Origin of the sequence: Pseudomonas sp. HLS-6, assembly GCF_002753995.1 — a bacterium.
GTDB lineage: Bacteria > Pseudomonadota > Gammaproteobacteria > Pseudomonadales > Pseudomonadaceae > Aquipseudomonas > Aquipseudomonas defluvii.
In genome coordinates this window covers 1247225-1266439 of the sequence record NZ_CP024478.1, presented here as the reverse complement: position 1 = coordinate 1266439, position 19215 = coordinate 1247225, and the positions used below count along the sequence as shown (strand labels likewise).

Genomic DNA, 19215 nt, shown 5'->3' with positions numbered 1-19215 from the left:
TCGAAGGCACCCAGGCCATCGTGTCGACACGTGTGTGGGTTAGTGCTTTCGGGGCTATCCCCGGAAAGCGGCGCATTTTATACCACAGAAGCGCGCGCAGCGAAACCCGAAATACCAACGCAACCGGGCGACTTTTGCACCGCCTGCGCAATCACGCCATTATGCGCCCTAATAGTGGCAGCAAACACGCTGCTGGCGCCTGCTGGCTACGTCGCTCTGTTAGAATCCTGCCTTTATCCGTTTATTCGCGCGACACCGCGCTGTAGAGAGCCTGCAATGACCGTCACCATCAAAACCGCCGAAGACATCGAAAAGATGCGCATCGCCGGCCGCCTGGCCGCCGACGTTCTGGAGATGATCGAAGAGCACGTCAAACCCGGCGTGACCACTGAAGAGCTGGACCGCATCTGCCACGACTACATCGTCAATGTCCAGCAGGCCATCCCTGCACCGCTCAACTACAAGGGTTATCCGAAGTCGATCTGCACGTCGATCAACCACGTTGTCTGCCACGGCATACCGAATGAGAAGCCGCTGAAAGATGGCGACACCCTGAACATCGACGTCACCGTCATCAAGGACGGCTACCATGGCGACACCAGCCGCATGTTCCACGTCGGCACCGTGCCGGTCTGGGCCGAACGGCTGTCCAAGGTCACTCAGGAATGCATGTACAAGGCCATCGAGCTGGTCAAGCCTGGCTGCCGCCTCGGTGATATCGGTGAAGTGATCCAGAAGCATGCCGAGAAGAACGGTTTCTCGGTGGTTCGCGAATTCTGCGGCCACGGTATCGGCAAGGTATTCCATGAAGAACCACAGATCCTGCACTATGGACGTGCCGGCACCGGCATGGAACTTCAGGAAGGCATGACCTTCACCATTGAACCGATGATCAACCAGGGGCGTGCCGACACCAAGGTACTGGGCGACGGCTGGACAGCCATCACCAAGGACCGCAAGCTCTCTGCGCAGTGGGAACACACCCTGGTCGTAACGGCCACCGGGTATGAGATCTTCACCCTGCGCAAAGACGACACCATCCCCCGCACTTCGGCCTGAACCCGCCCTACTGTAGGAACTTGATTCGATGCCCCAGGTGGATCCCGAGCTGTTCGACCGTGGCCAGTTCCAGGCGGAACTGGCTCTCAAGGCAAGCCCCATCGCCGCCTTCAAGAAGGCCATCCGCCAGGCTCGAGAGGTGCTGGATCAGCGCTTTCGCGATGGCCGCGAGATCCGCCGACTGATCGAAGACCGCGCCTGGTTCGTCGACAATATCCTGCAGCAGGCCTGGAACCACTTCGAGTGGAGTGACGAGGCCGATATCGCCCTGGTTGCGGTCGGCGGCTATGGTCGCGGCGAACTGCACCCCTACTCGGACATCGACCTGCTGATTTTGCTCGACAGCGCCGACCATGAAGTGTTCCGCGACTCGATTGAGCGCTTCCTGACCCTGCTGTGGGATATCGGACTTGAAGTCGGCCAGAGCGTTCGCTCGGTCGACGAGTGCGCCGAACAGGCCCGCGCCGACCTGACGGTGATTACCAACCTGATGGAAAGCCGCACCATTGCCGGCCCCGAGCGCCTGCGTCAGCGCATGCTCGAAGTCACCAGCACGGCGCACATGTGGCCAAGCCGGGAATTCTTCCTGGCCAAGCGCGCCGAGCAGAAAGCTCGGCACCACAAGTACAACGACACCGAGTACAACCTGGAGCCCAATGTCAAAGGCTCCCCTGGCGGCCTGCGCGACATCCAGACCGTACTTTGGGTTGCGCGCCGCCAGTACGGCACGCTCAACCTGCACGCCCTGGCAGATGAAGGCTTCCTGCTGGAAAGCGAAAACGAGCTGCTGGCCTCTTCCCAGGAGTTCCTGTGGAAGGTCCGCTATGCCTTGCACATGCTTGCAGGGCGCGCCGAAGACCGCCTGCTGTTCGATCACCAGCGCAGCATTGCCGCGCTGCTGGGTTTCACCGACGAGAACCCCAAGCGCGCCATCGAACAGTTCATGCAGCAGTATTACCGGGTGGTCATGAGCATCGCCGAGCTGAGCGATCTGATCATCCAGCACTTCGAGGAAGTGATCCTCGCCGATGACAGCTGCAGCAGCACTCAGCCGCTGAATCCGCGCTTCCAGTTGCACGACGGCTACATCGAAGCGGTGCGCCCGAATGTGTTCAAGCGCACACCATTCGCCATGCTGGAAATCTTCGTGCTGATGGCCCAGCACCCGGAGATCAAGGGCGTACGCGCCGACACCATCCGCTTGCTGCGCCAGCATCGCCACCTGATCGACAGCGAATTTCGCCACGACATCCGCAACACCAGCCTGTTCATCGAGCTGTTCAAGTGCGAGATCGGTATTCACCGTAACCTGCGCCGCATGAACCGTTACGGCATCCTCGGTCGCTACCTGCCGGAGTTCGGCCTGATCATTGGGCAGATGCAGCACGACCTGTTCCACATCTATACGGTCGATGCGCACACGCTGAACCTGATCAAGCACCTGCGAAAATTGCAGTACACGCCTGTATCGGAAAAATTCCCACTGGCCAGCAAGCTCATGGGCCGCCTGCCCAAGCCTGAACTGATCTACCTGGCCGGGCTGTACCACGATATCGGCAAAGGCCGTAAAGGCGACCACTCCGAGATCGGCGCCATTGATGCCGCAAGCTTCTGCAAGCGTCATCAGTTGCCCGTCTGGGACAGTCGCTTGATCGTCTGGCTGGTGCAGAACCACCTGGTGATGTCCACCACAGCCCAGCGAAAAGACCTCTCTGACCCGCAGGTGATCTACGACTTCGCCCAGTTGGTCGGCGACGAGGTTCACCTTGACTACCTCTATGTACTGACCGTGGCCGACATCAATGCCACCAACCCGAGCCTGTGGAACTCCTGGCGAGCCAGCCTGCTACGCCAACTCTACACAGAGACCAAGCGTGCCCTGCGTCGTGGCCTTGAAAACCCGCTGGACCGCGAGGAACAGATCCGCCAGACCCAGAGCGCCGCATTGGACATCCTGGTGCGAGAGGGCACAGACCCGGATGACGTCGAGCAACTCTGGTCACAACTGGGTGACGACTATTTCCTGCGCCACACCGCGGCCGATGTGGCCTGGCACAGCGATGCGATCCTGCAGCAACCCGCGGATGGCGGGCCACTGGTGCTGATCAAGGAAACCACGCAACGCGAGTTCGAGGGCGGCACCCAGATCTTCATCTATGCCCCCGACCAGCATGACTTCTTCGCCGTGACCGTGGCGGCCATGGACCAGCTCAACCTGAACATCCATGACGCCCGGATCATCACCTCCAGCAGTCAATTCACCCTCGACACCTACATCGTGCTCGACAACGACGGCGGTGCGATTGGCGACAATCCAAAACGGGTCAAGCAAATCCGCGACGGCCTGACTGAAGCACTGCGCAACCCGGATGACTACCCGACCATCATCCAGCGCCGAGTACCGCGCCAACTCAAGCATTTCAACTTTGCCCCGCAGGTGACCATCCACAACGATGCCCAGCGCCCGGTCACCGTGCTTGAGCTGAACGCCCCCGACCGCCCTGGCCTGCTGGCGCGGATCGGCCTCATCTTCCTGCAGTTCGACCTGTCGCTGCAGAACGCCAAGATCGCCACCTTGGGCGAACGCGTGGAAGATGTGTTCTTCATTACCGATGCCAACAACCAGCCACTCTCCGACCCGCAGCTGTGCAGCCGCCTGCAGGATGCGATCGTGCAGCAGCTGCAGGCCGACCAGGCCGGTGTCGAAATGTCCCGCTTGACCATTTAACGTTTGACGAGATTCAGCGCCGATGAACAACGCCTTGCAAAAGCTTCAACCTTACCCGTTTGAAAAACTGCGCGCCCTGCTCGGCGCTGTACAACCGGCCGCGGACAAACGCGCCATCGCCCTGTCGATCGGTGAGCCGAAGCACACCTCACCGGCGTTCGTCGCCAAGGCACTGGCCGACAATCTGGATCAGATGGCTGTTTACCCCACCACCCTGGGCCTGCCGGCACTGCGCGAGGCGATTGCGCACTGGTGCGAGCGCCGTTTCAACGTGCCAGCCGGCTGGATCGACCCGGCCCGCCACGTACTGCCGGTCAACGGCACCCGTGAAGCGCTGTTCTCCTTCACCCAGGCCGTCGTCAACCGTAGCGACGATGCCTTGGTGGTCAGCCCCAACCCTTTCTACCAGATCTACGAAGGTGCGGCCCTGCTGGCAGGTGCACAGCCACACTACCTGCCATGCCTGGATCAGAACGGCTTCAACCCGGACTTCGACGCCGTGCCAGCCGAAATCTGGCAACGCTGCCAGATTCTCTTCCTCTGCTCCCCGGGCAACCCGACCGGCGCACTGATTCCGCTCGATACCCTGAAAAAACTGATTGCCCTGGCTGACCAGTACGATTTCATCATCGCCGCCGACGAATGCTACAGCGAACTGTACTTCGACGAGCAAAGCCCACCACCGGGCCTGCTGAGTGCGTGCGCCGAACTGGGTCGCAGCGACTTCAAGCGTTGCGTGGTGTTCCACAGCCTGTCCAAACGCTCCAACCTGCCGGGCCTGCGTTCAGGCTTCGTCGCCGGTGATGCCGATGTACTCAAGGGCTTCCTGCTCTATCGCACCTACCACGGCTGCGCCATGCCGGTACAAACCCAACTGGCCAGCATTGCTGCGTGGAACGATGAAGCGCATGTACGCGCCAACCGCGACCTGTACCGCGAAAAATTCGACGCTGTGCTGGAAATCCTCGGCCCGGTGCTGGATGTGAAGAAACCGGACGGCGGCTTCTACCTGTGGCCGAAAGTGCCGATGGATGACGCCACCTTCTGCCGCGACCTGTTCGAACAGCAGCACGTGACCGTGGTACCGGGCTCTTACCTGTCTCGCGAGGTCAATGGCGTCAACCCTGGCGCCAGCCGCGTGCGCCTGGCACTGGTCGCACCACTGGCCGAGTGCGTTGAAGCCGCACAGCGGATTCGTGCGTTCATCGAGGGTTAAGCAGCGGCTCCAGTACTGTGGCAAGCCGGCTCCCGTAGACAGTAAACGGGAGTCGGCACACGTGAGCGACCGTCGGCGCTGCTTTTCACCTGAGCCGGCTACTTGACCGGCCCCAGGTTGGCCTCACTCATGTCCAGTTCGCCCAATACCTGGCGCAGTACGTCATCGCCAATTTCATGATTGCGACGCAAGTTGTAAAGCTCCAGCCGCTGCGCACGCAGGGCGCGCAAGCGCAGACGCCGCTCCAAATGGTCCATCTGCTCGGCCAACGCCTGTGCTTCGGCGCTGTCATTGAAGGCATCGAGTTGGTGCCGATACTCCGCCATCAACCGCCCCTTGAGTTCTATCGCCAACGCCGCGTGATTGGCATCCTGCGCAGCATCCTGAGGCAGGCTTGATTCCACCACCTCCTCGGCCTCCAGCGCATGAATGGCCGCTTCGGCCGTGCGGCGCCAGGCCTCCTTGGCCTCTTGGCGCAAGGTATCGTCCGGGCTTTTGGTCACACCGCGCAGCAGCACTGGCAAGGTAATGCAGGCCGAGATCAACGAAAGCAAAATCACCCCGGCGGCGATGAAGATCAGCAGGTCTCGCTCCGGGAACGCTTTACCTGCGCTAATCAACAGCGGCACCGACATGACACCCGCCAGGGTCACCGCACCACGCACACCGCCCAGGGTCAACAGCCAGCAGGAACGTGCGGTGGGCACCAGAACCAGGTCGTCCTTACCCCGCCAGCGTCGAATCGCACCGATCAGGCGCCAGATGCTCTGCACCCATACAAAACGCAGTGCGATCAACACCAGGAAAATCGCCAGTACATCCAGGCAACGCCACAGCAGGGTTGGCCACAGTGACGCCTCGTGACTGGTCACCGCCTTGACGATATCCGGCAACTGCAGGCCCAACAGTAAGAAGATCAGACCATTGAAGGCGAACTCCAGCAGCGACCAGACACTGCGATTGAGCAGGCGAGTACTGGTCTGACGCGGCAACAGATCAAGCCAGCTCTGCATCATGCCGGCCGCTACGGCAGACAGGATGCCCGAAGCCTCAAGACGCTCGGCCAATACGTAGGCGGCAAACGGCAGTAACAACATAAATACGACGTGGGTGGCCGGATCATCCCACCCTCGTGCAATCATCCAGGCCCGCAAACGTCCGACCAGCCAGCTCAACGCTACGCCGATAGCCAGCCCGCCTACCGCAACCAAAACAAAGGTCAGGCTTGCTTCGGCCAGGGAAAACACCCCGGTAATGGCTGCTGCCAGGGCAAACTTGAACGTCACCAGGCCCGAGGCATCGTTCATCAGGGCTTCGCCCTGAAGCATGCGCATCAAGGGTGTCGGCAAACGGTCCTGGGTAATGGCCGAAACGGCCACGGCATCAGTCGGCGACAGCACGGCCGCCAGGGCAAAGGCCACCGGCAGCGGAATACTTGGCAGAATCCAATGGATGAAGTAGCCCGCACCGACGACGGTAAACAGCACCAGCCCGACCGCCAGGGTCAGGATTGGCCCTCGCAGGCGCCACAACTCACGCTTGGGCATGCGCCAACCATCGGAAAACAATAGCGGCGGAAGGAACAAAAAGAGGAACAGCTCAGGGTCGAGGGCAACGTGAAGCCCCAGGGTTGGCCAGGCCAGCAAGGCTCCAGCGGCAATCTGTACCAACGGCAAAGGCAGCGGAACAAGCCTTCCGACCAACTTGGAAACGCTGACCAGCATCAGCAGAATTAAGACGGTATAGGCTGACTGCATGCGGCGTAATTCCTGTTCGATTTCAAAGCGTTCAATAGCGATAGGCATCCTGCGCCGGAAAACGCCATTGAAGCGACATATTAGCCGCTTAGGCTGCGCGCACACCGCTGCACAAAAGTCGCAAGCACTGCCGCAACCTGTAACACAATGCTACAAAGAACCATGACCAAGGCCACTCCCCGGTGTAGGTCGTGGCATAATCCGTCATCATTTTTTCCCAGGAGGGGCATGACTTGACTACGAGCGACACGCCACTGCGCCTTTACGGAATCAAGGCCTGCGACACCATGAAGAAAGCCCGTACCTGGCTCGAAGAAAATGCCATTGCCTACGACTTTCACGATTACAAGAGCCAGGGTATCGACCGCGAAAGCCTCGAACGCTGGTGTGACGAGCATGGCTGGCAGGTTGTCCTCAACCGTGCAGGCACGACGTTCCGCAAGCTCGACGACGCGCAGAAGGCCGACCTTGATCAGGCCAAGGCCGTCGCGTTGATGCTCGCCCAGCCCTCAATGATCAAACGCCCGGTACTCGACCTGGGTGAACGAACCCTGGTCGGCTTCAAGCCCGACCTTTACGCGGCCGCCCTGTCCTGACCGGCGCCACGCTTTCATTCAATTTCCCAAGAGGTAACCGCATGTCCACTACCCTGTTCAGCCTGGCCTTTGGTGTTGGCACCCAGAACCGCCAAGGCGCCTGGCTGGAAGTCTTCTACGCACAACCGCTGGTCAACCCGGCTGCCGAACTGATCGCGGCCATTGCCCCGATCCTCGGTTACGAAGGTGGCAACCAGGCCATTGCCTTCAACACCACCCAGGCCGCACAACTGGCCGAAGCGCTGAAAAACGTCGACGCCGCACAGGCCGCCCTGCTGACTCGCCTGGCAGAAAGCAGCAAGCCGCTGGTCGCTACCCTGCTGGCCGAAGACGGTGCCCTGACCTCCACCCCAGAAGCGTACCTGAAGCTGCACCTGCTCTCGCACCGCTTGGTCAAACCGCATGGCGTGAGCCTGGCCGGCATTTTCCCGCTGCTGCCGAACGTGGCCTGGACCAGCCAGGGCGCCATCGACCTGGCCGAGCTGGCCGAGCTGCAACTGGAAGCACGCCTGAAGGGCGAGCTGCTGGAAGTCTTCTCGGTAGACAAGTTCCCGAAAATGACCGACTACGTCGTGCCGAGCGGTGTACGTATCGCCGACAGCGCACGGGTACGCCTGGGTGCTTACATCGGCGAAGGCACCACCATCATGCACGAAGGCTTCGTCAACTTTAACGCTGGCACCGAAGGCCCGGGAATGATCGAAGGCCGTGTTTCGGCAGGCGTATTCGTCGGCAAGGGCTCGGACCTGGGCGGCGGCTGCTCGACCATGGGCACCCTGTCGGGTGGCGGCAATATCGTGATCAAGGTCGGTGAAGGCTGCCTGATCGGCGCCAACGCCGGTATCGGTATTCCGCTGGGCGACCGCAATACCGTTGAAGCAGGCCTGTACATCACTGCTGGCACCAAGGTGGCCCTGCTTGACGAGCAGAACCAACTGGTCAAAGTGGTCAAGGCACGCGATCTGGCTGGCCAGCCAGACCTGCTGTTCCGTCGCAACTCGGTCAGCGGCGCAGTGGAGTGCAAGACCCACAAGTCGGCTATCGAGCTGAACGAAGCGCTGCACGCTCACAACTAAGTGGTACGATCGGGCTTGGCGCTTGCCAAGCCCGATGCCCAGAGCCCGACCATCATGTTCCTGCCTTCTCCATGGCGCGCTGACTTTCCGGCCATCGCTGCCCTGCAACGACAGCACCAGACCTATCTGGACAATGCTGCGACCACTCAGAAGCCTCAAGCCCTGCTCGATGCCCTGAGCCACTATTACAGTCACGGTGCTGCCAATGTTCACCGTGCCCAACACCTGCCCGGCGCGCTGGCGACACAAGCCTTTGAACGCACCCGGGAAAAGGTTGCCGGCTGGCTGAATGCCGCCAGCACCGACGAGATCATCTTCACCCACGGCGCCACTTCGGCACTGAACCTGCTGGCCTACGGCCTGGAAGCGCGCTTTCATCCCGGCGATGAGATCGCGGTCAGCGCCCTGGAACACCATGCCAACCTGCTGCCCTGGCAGCAGTTGGCCCGGCGACGCGGCCTCACGCTGGTGATATTGCCCATCACCCCTGAGGGCTTCATCGATGTCGAGGCTGCGCTGCAGTTGATTGGCCCGCGCACACGCCTTGTCGCACTCAGTCAACTGTCGAATGTACTGGGTACCTGGCAACCCCTCGCGCCCTTGCTGGCCCATGCCCGGGCTCAAGGAGCACTGAGTGTGGTCGATGGCGCCCAGGGCGTGGTCCATGGGCGGCATGATGTCCAGCAACTGGGCTGTGACTTCTATGTCTTTTCCAGCCACAAGCTCTATGGCCCGGACGGTGTCGGCGTGCTTTACGGTCGGCACCAGGCACTGAACCTGCTGCAGCACTGGCAGTTCGGCGGCGAGATGGTGCAGTTGGCCGACTATCAAGAGGCCACATTCCGCCCCGCCCCGTTGGGTTTTGAAGCGGGTACACCGCCGATAGCCGGCGTCATCGGCCTGGGGGCCAGCCTTGATTACCTGGCCAGCCTGGACCCATCCGCCGTTGACGAACACGAGGCCACCCTGCACCGCCTGCTGCTGCGCGGCCTGAACGACCGTGAAGGTGTGCGGGTGCTCGGTACGCCCGACGTGGCAGTGGCCAGCTTCGTCATCCACGGTGTACACAGCGCCGATCTGGCCCACCTGTTGACCGAGCAGGGCGTCGCCGTACGTGCCGGCCACCACTGCGCCATGCCACTGCTGAAAAGCCTCGGCCTTGCAGGTGCGGTACGGGTGTCACTGGCCCTGTATAGCGATTCGGATGACCTGCAACGCTTCTTTGAAGCACTGGACCAGTCCCTGGAGCTGCTGCGATGACCCTGCCAATCGCTGCCCAAGAGGCACTTGATAGCTTTGAACAGGCCGCTGGCTGGGAGCAGCGTGCCCGCTTGCTGATGCAATGGGGCGAGCGCCTTCCAGCCTTGAGCAGTGACGAACAGTGCGACGCCAACCGCGTGCATGGCTGTGAAAGCCAGGTGTGGCTGGTAGCCGAACAGCGCGCCGGGCACTGGCACTTTCGCGCCAGCAGCGATGCCCGGATGATCCGTGGCTTGCTCGCCCTGCTGCTGATTCGGGTCGAAGGCCTGTCCAGCAGCGCCTTGCAACAGCTGGATCTGCCCGGCTGGTTCAACCAGTTGGGCCTGGGGCGACAACTATCGCCCTCGCGCAGCAACGGCCTCAATGCCGTGCTGCAACGTATGGCTCAGCTCGCCTCTGGCGCCTGAGCCGGCTTGCGCTCGGATGGGCGCCGGGTACCCGCCACCAGTTTGTCCAGTGCCTTGCTCGCCGCGACCATGCCGAAGGTCGCGGTGACCATCATGACCGCGCCGAAGCCACCGGAGCAGTCCAGCTTGACCCCATCACCGACAAAACTTTTCTGCAGGCAAACGCCGCCGTCCGGCTTCGGGTAGCGCAACTGCTCGGTGGAGAACACGCACGGCACGCTGTAGTTGCGGCTGACATTACGCGAGAACCCATAATCGCGGCGCAGAGTCGAACGCACACGCGAAGCCAATGGGTCGTTATAGGTACGGTTCAGGTCGGTGACCTGAACCTGGGTAGGGTCGATCTGCCCACCCGCGCCACCGGTAGTGATGATCGAGATCTTCCGACGTTTGCACCAGGCAATCAGTGCCGCCTTGGCCTGCACGGCGTCAATGCAGTCGATGACGAAATCCAGGTCTTCGGTGATGTACTGGGCGAGGGTATCCTTGGTCACGAAGTCCGCCACCGCATGTACCGTGCATGCCGGGTTGATCGCCCTCAAGCGTTCGGCTGTGGCGTCCACCTTCGGTTTGCCGACATTGCCTTGCAGCGCATGCAACTGACGGTTGGTATTACTGACACACACATCATCCAGGTCGAACAGCGAGATTTCACCTACCCCACTGCGGGCAATGGCTTCTGCCACCCATGAACCGACGCCACCGATGCCGATGATCGCCACATGGGCGTCACGCAGGCGCTGCAGCCCCTCCAGCCCGTACAACCGGGCAACACCGGCAAAGCGTGGATCTTCTGTACTCATGGCCCTACCCCGAAAAAACCGGCGCGCATTATAGGCTGCTCTGCGTTCGATGCCATACCGTGCCTGACCGACAGCCAAGACAGCCGATTGGTCATACCGGTTGCAATGCTGCTTTAATGTCCAGCGTAACCCCAAGTCCTGGACGACAATTGCACGGGCGTCAGAACTAAAGCTGCTAATGAAAATCCAAGTTGATACCTGCCTGTATTGCACGGCAGGTAACGATCAGGATTTGCGCTGTACGGCGCTTGCCCGTTCCACCCTTTGGAACCCGAACTACCTATGTCATCGCGTAAATTTGGTCTTAACCTGGTCATCGTCGTGGCAATCGCCGCGCTGTTCACCGGGTTCTGGGCGCTGATCAACCGCCCGGTTTCCACACCCAACTGGCCGGAGCAGATTTCCGGCTTCTCCTACTCGCCTTTCCGCCTGGGGCAAAGCCCGCAGAAAGGGCAATACCCAACAACTGACGAGATGCGCCAGGACCTGGAGCAGTTGAGCAAACTGACCGACAGTATCCGTATCTATACCGTGGACGGCACCCAGGACCAGATTCCGGCACTGGCCGAGGAGTTTGGCCTGCGAGTAACGCTGGGGGTATGGATCAGCCCTGATCAGGAGCGTAACGAACGGGAAATCCAGCGTGCCATCGAACTGGCCAACAGCTCACGCAGCGTAGTGAGGGTCATGGTCGGTAACGAAGCCCTGTTCCGCAAGGAGATCACCCCCGAAGCGCTGATGCAATACCTGGATCGGGTGCGCGCCGCCGTCAAGGTACCGGTCACAACCTCTGAACAATGGCACATCTGGAAAGAACACCCCGAACTGGCCAAGCACGTCGATCTGGTGGCGGCGCACATCCTGCCGTACTGGGAATTCATCCCGATGAAGGACGCCGGCCAATTCGTTCTCGACCGTGCCCGCGACCTCAAGCGCCTGTTCCCGAAAAAGCCACTGCTGCTCTCGGAAGTCGGCTGGCCGAGCAATGGCCGTATGCGTGGTGGTGCTGAAGCAACCCAGGCCGATCAGGCTATCTACCTGCGCACACTGGTCAACAAACTGAACCGCCAGGGTTACAACTACTTCGTCATCGAAGCCTACGACCAACCCTGGAAAGCCAGTGACGAAGGTTCGGTCGGCGCGTACTGGGGCGTATTCAACGCGGCTCGCCAACAGAAGTTCAACTTTGAAGGCCCTGTGGTCGCGATCCCACAATGGCGCTTGCTGGCCATCAGTTCCGTGGTCCTGGCGATGCTCTCGCTGGCCCTGCTGCTGATCGACGGCTCGGCCCTGCGTCAGCGCGGCCGTACCTTCCTGACCTTCATCGCCTTCCTGTGCGGTTCGGTACTGGTCTGGATCGGCTACGACTACAGCCAACAGTACAGCACCTGGTTCAGCCTGACGGTGGGCTTCCTGCTTGCCCTCGGGGCACTCGGCGTCTTCATCGTGCTGCTCACCGAGGCTCATGAACTGGCCGAAGCGGTGTGGATACACAAGCGGCGTCGCGAGTTCCTTCCGGTACAGGCCGACAGCGCCTACCGCCCCAAGGTTTCGGTCCATGTGCCCTGCTACAACGAGCCGCCGGAAATGGTCAAACAGACCCTCGACGCGCTGGCCGCACTGGATTATCCGGACTACGAAGTCCTGATCATCGACAACAACACCAAGGACCCGGCGGTCTGGGAGCCGATCAAGGCCCACTGCGAACTGCTCGGCGAGCGCTTCAAGTTCTTCCACGTCGCACCACTGGCCGGTTTCAAGGGCGGGGCATTGAACTACCTCATCCCGCATACGGCCAAGGACGCCGAAGTGATCGCAGTGATCGACTCGGACTACTGCGTCGACCGCAACTGGCTCAAACACATGGTGCCGCATTTCGCCGACCCGAAAATCGCCGTGGTGCAATCGCCACAGGACTACCGCGACCAGTATGAAAGTACCTTCAAGAAGCTCTGCTACTCGGAGTACAAGGGCTTCTTCCATATCGGCATGGTAACCCGCAACGACCGTGACGCGATCATCCAGCATGGCACCATGACCATGACCCGCCGCTCGGTGCTCGAAGAACTGGGCTGGGCCGACTGGTGTATCTGTGAGGATGCCGAGCTGGGCCTGCGCGTGTTCGAAAAAGGCTATTCGGCGGCTTATGCCCACAACAGCTACGGCAAGGGCCTGATGCCCGACACCTTCATCGACTTCAAGAAGCAGCGCTTCCGTTGGGCCTATGGCGCGATTCAGATCATCAAGCGGCACGCTGCAAGCCTGTTGCGCGGCAAGGACACCGAGCTGACACGAGGCCAGCGCTACCACTTCCTGGCCGGCTGGCTGCCATGGATCGCCGATGGCATGAACATTTTCTTCACCGTCGGGGCACTGCTCTGGTCGGCAGCGATGATCATCGTGCCGCAGCGAGTCGACCCGCCGCTGATGATTTTCGCCATCCCGCCACTGGCATTGTTCGTGTTCAAGGTCGGCAAGATCGTGTTCCTCTATCGCCGCGCGGTCGGGGTGAACCTCAAGGATGCCTTCGCTGCGGCGCTGGCTGGCCTGGCCCTGTCGCACACCATTGCCAAGGCGGTGCTGTACGGCTTCTTCACCAGCAGCATTCCGTTCTTCCGCACCCCGAAAAACGCCGACAGCCATGGTCTGCTGGTGGCAATTTCCGAGGCGCGCGAAGAGCTGTTCATCATGCTCCTGCTCTGGGGTGCCGCGGCCGGTATCTACCTGGTTCAAGGCATGCCGAGCGCCGACATGCGTTTCTGGGTGGCCATGCTGTTGGTGCAGTCGCTGCCCTACCTGGCCGCACTGATCATGGCGATGCTGTCGTCGCTGCCGAAACCGTCGAATGAGGTACAGCCGGCCACCGCCGGATAAAATCTGCACAACCTCTAAACGGCGGCCTTGGGCCGCCGTTTTTGCTATAAGATAACGCCCCTAATTTTGTGCCTTGCCTTGCTTCCGGAGTCTTTCATGACGGCCCCAGCCGACCTCTCGCCTACCCTTGAACTGGCCTGCGACCTGATCCGTCGGCCCTCGGTGACCCCGCTCGACGCCGACTGCCAGAAACAGATGATGCAGCGCCTGGGCGATGCCGGCTTCATGCTGGAGCCAATGCGTATCGAAGACGTCGACAACTTCTGGGCCACCCACGGCACTCAGGACGGCCCGGTATTGTGCTTTGCCGGTCATACCGACGTAGTGCCTACCGGCCCGGTACAGGCCTGGCAGAACGATCCGTTTGAAGCGCTGATCGACGAAAACGGCATGCTCTGCGGCCGCGGCGCAGCCGACATGAAGGGCAGCCTGGCCGCCATGGTCGTGGCCACCGAGCGTTTCGTGGCCGACTACCCCAACCATCGCGGCAAGGTTGCGTTCCTGATCACCAGCGACGAAGAAGGCCCGGCCCACCATGGCACCAAGGCGGTGATCGAACGCCTGGCCGCCCGTCAGGAGCGCCTGGACTGGTGCATCGTCGGCGAACCGTCGAGCACCACCCTGGTGGGTGATGTGGTCAAGAACGGTCGACGTGGCTCCCTCGGTGCGAAGCTGACCGTACGCGGCAAACAAGGCCATGTGGCCTACCCGCACCTGGCAAAGAACCCGATCCACCTGGCTGCCCCGGCATTGGCCGAACTGGCCGCCGAGCACTGGGACGAAGGCAACGCCTTCTTCCCGCCGACCAGCTTCCAGATCTCCAACCTCAACTCCGGCACCGGCGCCACCAACGTCGTACCTGGCGAACTGACCGCCCTGTTCAACTTCCGCTTCTCCACCGAGTCGACCGTCGAAGGCCTGCAGCAGCGCGTCGCGGCCATCCTCGACAAGCACCAGTTGGACTGGGATGTGGAATGGGCGCTGTCAGGCCTGCCGTTCCTGACCGAACCAGGTGAATTGCTCGATGCCGTATCGGCGAGCATCAAGGCCGTGACTGGCCGCGAGACCCAGCCGTCGACCAGCGGCGGTACCTCCGATGGCCGCTTCATCGCGACCCTCGGTACTCAGGTCGTCGAACTGGGCCCGGTCAATGCCACTATTCACCAGGTCAACGAGCGTATCCTGGCCAGCGATCTCGATGTGCTGACCGAGATCTACTACCAGACCCTGACCCGGCTGCTTGCCTGATGCTCATCTGCCCTCTTTGCAGTGCGCCACTGGCCAGCGTCGATAATGGCGTGGCCTGCCCCGCAGGCCATCGTTTCGACCGTGCTCGCCAGGGCTACCTGAACCTGCTGCCAGTTCAGCACAAGAACAGCCGTGACCCGGGCGACAACCAGGCCATGGTCGAGGCGCGTCGTGACTTTCTCAGCGCAGGCCACTACGCCCCGGTTGCACGCCGCCTGGCCGAACTGGCCGTTGAGCGTGCGCCTCAACGCTGGCTGGACATCGGCTGTGGCGAAGGCTACTACACCGCGCAGATCGCCGAAGCCCTGCCTGCGGCAGAAGGCTATGCCCTGGACATCTCCCGGGAAGCGGTCAAGCGTGCCTGCCGGCGTAGCCCCGCAGTCACCTGGCTGGTCGCGAGCATGGCCCGGATACCGCTGGCCGATGCCAGTTGCGGCTTTCTGGCCAGCGTCTTCAGCCCGCTGGACTGGCAAGAGGCGAAACGCCTGCTGGTGCCGGGGGGTGGCCTGATGCGTATCGGCCCGACCCGTGAGCACCTGATGGAGCTGCGCCAGCGTCTGTACGATGAAGTACGCGACTACAGCGACGATAAGCACCTGGCGCTGGTCCCCGAGGGCATGGTTCACGATCACAGCGAAACCCTGACCTTTCGCCTGACCCTGGACACCCCAAAGGCCCGTGCCGACCTGCTGGCCATGACCCCTCATGGCTGGCGTGCCAGCGCAGAAAAACGCACCGCGGTCATCGACCAGGCCGAGCCCTTTGAGGTGACGGTGTCCATGCGTTACGACTATTTTGTACGGCAAGGCTGAGCCGAACCTGGAGGATTGCCCCATGCGTCAACCCGATATCGAGATTTACCTCAAGGATGCGGACGTCGACCACAAAGCCATTGCTGCCTGGCTAAGCGAAGCCCTCGGGCCATGCACTGAGTGGGTGCAGAAAGGCCAGACCTGGAAATGCAAGGCTGGAAACGTGCCTGTGACCTGGCTGCCGAAAGCCGTTGGCAAATGGAACAGCCTTTACCTGGAAAGCGACCAGACCCCGTGGGAAGACGACATTGCCTGCGCGCGTGCAGCATTTGCCGTGCTGAACGTCGAGGTACGCTGCGCACCGGGCAGTTGGGTAGAAGAAGAAGGCGAGGAAGACGCCGATCGCTGGATTCGCATCAGTGCCGACGGTGAAGAGGAAATCACCTGGCGCACGCAGTAACCTGCACTCTCGAAAAGGCCCGTCCCGGTCGTCCGGCGACGGGCCTTTTCGTTCAAGGCTTAGAGACCAACCACGTCTTCAGCCTGAAGGCCTTTCTGGCCCTCTACCAATGCGTACTCCACTCGCTGCCCCTCGCTCAGGGTGCGATGCCCCTCGCCACGAATCGCACGGTAATGAACAAATACATCGGCACCGCCTTCACGCTGAATGAAGCCATAACCTTTGGCGTCATTGAACCACTTCACGTTCCCAGTCTCACGAGACGACATCTTTACTACTCCGGTTTTTTTATTTTGGAATCGCCTTGCAGGCAGGGGTCACCACCCTCTACCGACGCAGCTTGCAACAAAAAACCTGCAAGCTGCGGACCGAGTATAAGGCAGCCTTCAAAGAATTTTTATGACCTGAGTGCTTTTTGCTGAACTTGCGCAGATACGGCACACTAACCTGCTTGAATTCAATATCCAGAGCAGAGCCTGTATGACCCGTTCACCTTTGCACCGCCTGATTTTTGGTGCTCTGCGCCGCCTGCTGTACCTATGGGTTCGCTCCGAGACAATCAACCAGTCGTCTTTCACCCTGAACCTGGACCGCAGTCGCCCGGTGTTCTATGCCCTGCAATCACCGTCGCTGGCCGACCTGGCCGTGCTGGACAGTGAATGCACCAAAGCCGGGCTGCCACGCCCCGTGTTACCCGTTTCACTCGGTAACCTCGAAGAACCGGCCGCTTTCTTCTATTTGACCCCAGACCCGGACTGGCTCGGCCGACATGACAAACGCGGCGCACCACCAACGCTGGCTCGGTTGGTCAACGCGGTCAGCCTGCATGATGAAAACGATGCACAGATCATCCCGGTCAGTGTGTTCTGGGGCCAGTCACCGGCCAGTGAATCGAGCCCGTGGAAATTGCTGTTCGCCGACAGCTGGGCCGTGACCGGGCGCCTGCGCAAGCTGCTGAGCATTCTGATCCTGGGGCGCAAGACCCGCGTGCAGTTCTCCGCACCGATCCATCTGCGCGAACTGGTGCAACACGAAAAAGGGCAGGCGCGCACGGTACGCATGGCCCAACGCCTGCTACGGGTTCATTTTCGCAACCTCAAGACAGCCGTCATCGGCCCGGACATTTCTCACCGGCGCAACCTGGTCAAGGGCCTGATCCACGACCCGTTGGTACGTCAGGCCATCGCCGAGGAAGCCGAACGCGAGAACATCCCGCTGGCCAAGGCCGAAGCCCAGGCACTGCGCTATGGCAACGAAATCGCCTCGGACTACACCTACACCGCCATTCGCTTCCTTGAGGTTGTGCTCAGTTGGTTCTGGAACAAGATCTACGATGGCATCAAGGTCAACCACATCGAGCAGGTGCAAGGTATCGCACCAGGACATGAGGTGATCTACGTCCCCTGCCATCGCAGCCACATCGACTACCTGCTGCTGTCGTACCTGCTGTTCCGCAATGGCCTGACCCCGCCGCATGTTGCCGCCGGCATCAACCTGAACATGCCCGTCATTGGCAGCCTGCTACGCCGAGGCGGTGCATTCTTCATGCGCCGTACGTTCAAGGGCAACCCGCTGTACACCGCCGTGTTCAACGAATACCTGCACACCCTCTTCAGCAAAGGCTTCCCCGTGGAGTACTTCGTCGAAGGCGGACGCTCGCGAACCGGGCGCATGTTGCAACCCAAAACCGGGATGCTGGCAATTACCCTGCGCAGCTTCCTGCGCTCCTCACGCACACCTATTGTCTTCGTACCGGTGTACATCGGCTACGAACGCGTCCTGGAGGGGCGTACCTACCTCGGTGAACTGCGCGGTGCGAGCAAGAAGAAAGAGTCGATTTTCGATATCTTCAAGGTCTTCGGTGCCCTCAAACAGCGCTTTGGCCAAGTGTCGGTCAACTTCGGCGCCCCCATTCGCCTGGCCAGCTTCCTCGACGCGCAGCAGCCCGGCTGGCGCGAGCAGGAGCATGGACCACAGTTCCGCCCGGCCTGGCTCAACCAGACCACCTCACGCCTGGGCGAGACAGTCGCCCGGCACCTGAACGAAGCGGCGGCAATCAACCCGGTCAACCTGGTGGCCCTGGCCCTGCTGTCGACCAGCAAGCTGGCCCTCGACGAACGTGCCCTGGCACGCGTGCTGGACCTGTACCTTACACTACTGCGGCAAGTGCCCTACTCACCGCACACGACGCTGCCAGAGGGTGACGGCCTGGCGCTGATCGCCCACGTCAGGGATATGGACATGCTTGCTGAACAGCGTGATGCGCTGGGCAAGATCCTCTATCTGGATGAGCAGAACGCCATCCTGATGACCTACTACCGCAACAACGTCCTGCACATTGTTGCCCTGCCCGCCCTGCTGGCGAGCTTCTTCCAGAGCAGCTCGCGGATGAGCCGCGACTTGATCCTGCAATACGTACGGGCACTGTACCCGTACCTGCAATCCGAGTTGTTTATCCGCTGGTCGTTGGACGAACTGGACGCGGTGGTTGACCAATGGCTGCAGGCGTTTGTCGACCAAGGCCTGCTGCGCCTTGAAAATGGCGTCTACCTGCGCCCTGCCCCGAGTTCGCGCCAATTCGTGCTGCTGACCCTGCTGGCCCGGGCCATTACCCAGACCCTGCAGCGCTTCTACATGGCCACCGCCCTGCTGCTCAATAGCGGCCAACACAGCCTCAGCGCCGAAGCACTGGAAGACCTCTGCGTGGTCATGGCCCAGCGGCTGTCGATCCTGCACGGGCTCAATGCCCCGGAGTTCTTCGATAAAAGCCTGTTCCGCCACTTCATTCAAACCCTGATCGAACAGGGAGTTCTGCGCCCCGATATCGCTGGCAAACTGGGATACCACGAAAAACTCAGTGAGTTGGCAGAGGGGGCGGCCAAGCGTGTGCTCTCGGCGGAGGTGCGCCTGTCAATCCGTCAGGTGGCCCTGCATCGCAATGACGATAACCCCGAAACGACGACATGAACCCTACGTGGT

General features: G+C 61.1%; 15 protein-coding genes. 12 read left to right on the top strand and 3 right to left on the bottom strand.

Translation table 11 applies throughout. From position 1 onward, the window contains the following. Positions 1-276: 276 nt before the first annotated feature. The 3 genes from map to dapC are packed head-to-tail and all read left to right on the top strand — an operon-like array spanning position 277 to position 5003. Positions 277-1059 carry a type I methionyl aminopeptidase gene (map, locus tag CS390_RS05705; protein ID WP_099773713.1) on the top strand — a complete coding sequence of 261 codons (783 nt, stop codon included), beginning with the start codon at positions 277-279 and terminating at the stop codon, positions 1057-1059. A 28-nt stretch (positions 1060-1087) separates the two neighbouring features. Continuing rightward, positions 1088-3787, top strand: a complete 2700-nt coding sequence (locus CS390_RS05700) for a [protein-PII] uridylyltransferase (RefSeq protein WP_099773712.1) — start codon at positions 1088-1090, stop codon at positions 3785-3787. A 22-nt stretch (positions 3788-3809) separates the two neighbouring features. Next, on the top strand, positions 3810-5003 hold the full coding sequence (dapC, locus tag CS390_RS05695) for a succinyldiaminopimelate transaminase (RefSeq protein ID WP_099773711.1): 1194 nt from the start codon (positions 3810-3812) through the stop codon (positions 5001-5003). Positions 5004-5101: 98 nt separating this feature from the next. Here the strand turns inward: dapC and CS390_RS05690 are convergent, their stop codons facing one another. Continuing rightward, complete coding sequence (locus CS390_RS05690; RefSeq protein ID WP_099776554.1) at positions 5102-6760, bottom strand: Na+/H+ antiporter; 1659 nt, start codon at positions 6758-6760, stop codon at positions 5102-5104. A gap of 254 nt (positions 6761-7014) precedes the next feature. Between CS390_RS05690 and CS390_RS05685 the strand changes: the two genes are divergently transcribed. The 4 genes from CS390_RS05685 to CS390_RS05670 are packed head-to-tail and all read left to right on the top strand — an operon-like array spanning position 7015 to position 10099. Further along, positions 7015-7356, top strand: coding sequence for an ArsC family reductase (locus tag CS390_RS05685; RefSeq protein ID WP_256587616.1), 342 nt, complete (start codon positions 7015-7017; stop codon positions 7354-7356). A gap of 41 nt (positions 7357-7397) precedes the next feature. Next, complete coding sequence (dapD, locus tag CS390_RS05680; protein WP_099773709.1) at positions 7398-8432, top strand: 2,3,4,5-tetrahydropyridine-2,6-dicarboxylate N-succinyltransferase; 1035 nt, start codon at positions 7398-7400, stop codon at positions 8430-8432. A 54-nt stretch (positions 8433-8486) separates the two neighbouring features. After that, on the top strand, positions 8487-9692 hold the full coding sequence (locus tag CS390_RS05675) for an aminotransferase class V-fold PLP-dependent enzyme (protein WP_099776552.1): 1206 nt from the start codon (positions 8487-8489) through the stop codon (positions 9690-9692). Further along, entirely contained in the window at positions 9689-10099 is a 411-nt protein-coding gene (locus CS390_RS05670) for a SufE family protein (RefSeq protein WP_099773708.1), read from the top strand. Before CS390_RS05675 ends, CS390_RS05670 begins: the two co-directional genes overlap by 4 nt. Here CS390_RS05670 and tcdA read toward each other — a convergent pair. Next, a complete protein-coding gene (gene tcdA, locus CS390_RS05665) occupies positions 10078-10902 on the bottom strand; it encodes a tRNA cyclic N6-threonylcarbamoyladenosine(37) synthase TcdA (protein WP_099773707.1) in 825 nt (274 codons plus the stop codon). The genes CS390_RS05670 and tcdA overlap by 22 nt on opposite strands. A gap of 282 nt (positions 10903-11184) precedes the next feature. Here tcdA and CS390_RS05660 point away from each other — a divergent pair, with 282 nt between their 5' ends. From CS390_RS05660 to CS390_RS05645, 4 genes are all read left to right on the top strand, one after another. Next, positions 11185-13776 carry a glycosyltransferase gene (locus CS390_RS05660; protein ID WP_099773706.1) on the top strand — a complete coding sequence of 864 codons (2592 nt, stop codon included), beginning with the start codon at positions 11185-11187 and terminating at the stop codon, positions 13774-13776. Positions 13777-13872: 96 nt separating this feature from the next. Continuing rightward, on the top strand, positions 13873-15024 hold the full coding sequence (dapE, locus tag CS390_RS05655) for a succinyl-diaminopimelate desuccinylase (RefSeq protein WP_099773705.1): 1152 nt from the start codon (positions 13873-13875) through the stop codon (positions 15022-15024). Continuing rightward, complete coding sequence (locus CS390_RS05650) at positions 15024-15836, top strand: putative RNA methyltransferase (protein ID WP_099773704.1); 813 nt, start codon at positions 15024-15026, stop codon at positions 15834-15836. Before dapE ends, CS390_RS05650 begins: the two co-directional genes overlap by 1 nt. Before the next feature lie 22 nt (positions 15837-15858). Continuing rightward, positions 15859-16236 carry a hypothetical protein gene (locus tag CS390_RS05645; protein ID WP_099773703.1) on the top strand — a complete coding sequence of 126 codons (378 nt, stop codon included), beginning with the start codon at positions 15859-15861 and terminating at the stop codon, positions 16234-16236. Between the two features lie 59 nt (positions 16237-16295). On the opposite strand, the gene CS390_RS05640 is transcribed toward CS390_RS05645, so the two are convergent. Further along, a complete protein-coding gene (locus tag CS390_RS05640; RefSeq protein ID WP_099773702.1) occupies positions 16296-16505 on the bottom strand; it encodes a cold-shock protein in 210 nt (69 codons plus the stop codon). 211 nt (positions 16506-16716) lie between these two features. Between CS390_RS05640 and plsB the strand changes: the two genes are divergently transcribed. Continuing rightward, positions 16717-19203 carry a glycerol-3-phosphate 1-O-acyltransferase PlsB gene (gene plsB / locus CS390_RS05635; RefSeq protein WP_099773701.1) on the top strand — a complete coding sequence of 829 codons (2487 nt, stop codon included), beginning with the start codon at positions 16717-16719 and terminating at the stop codon, positions 19201-19203. The last annotated feature ends 12 nt before the right edge of the window (positions 19204-19215 follow it).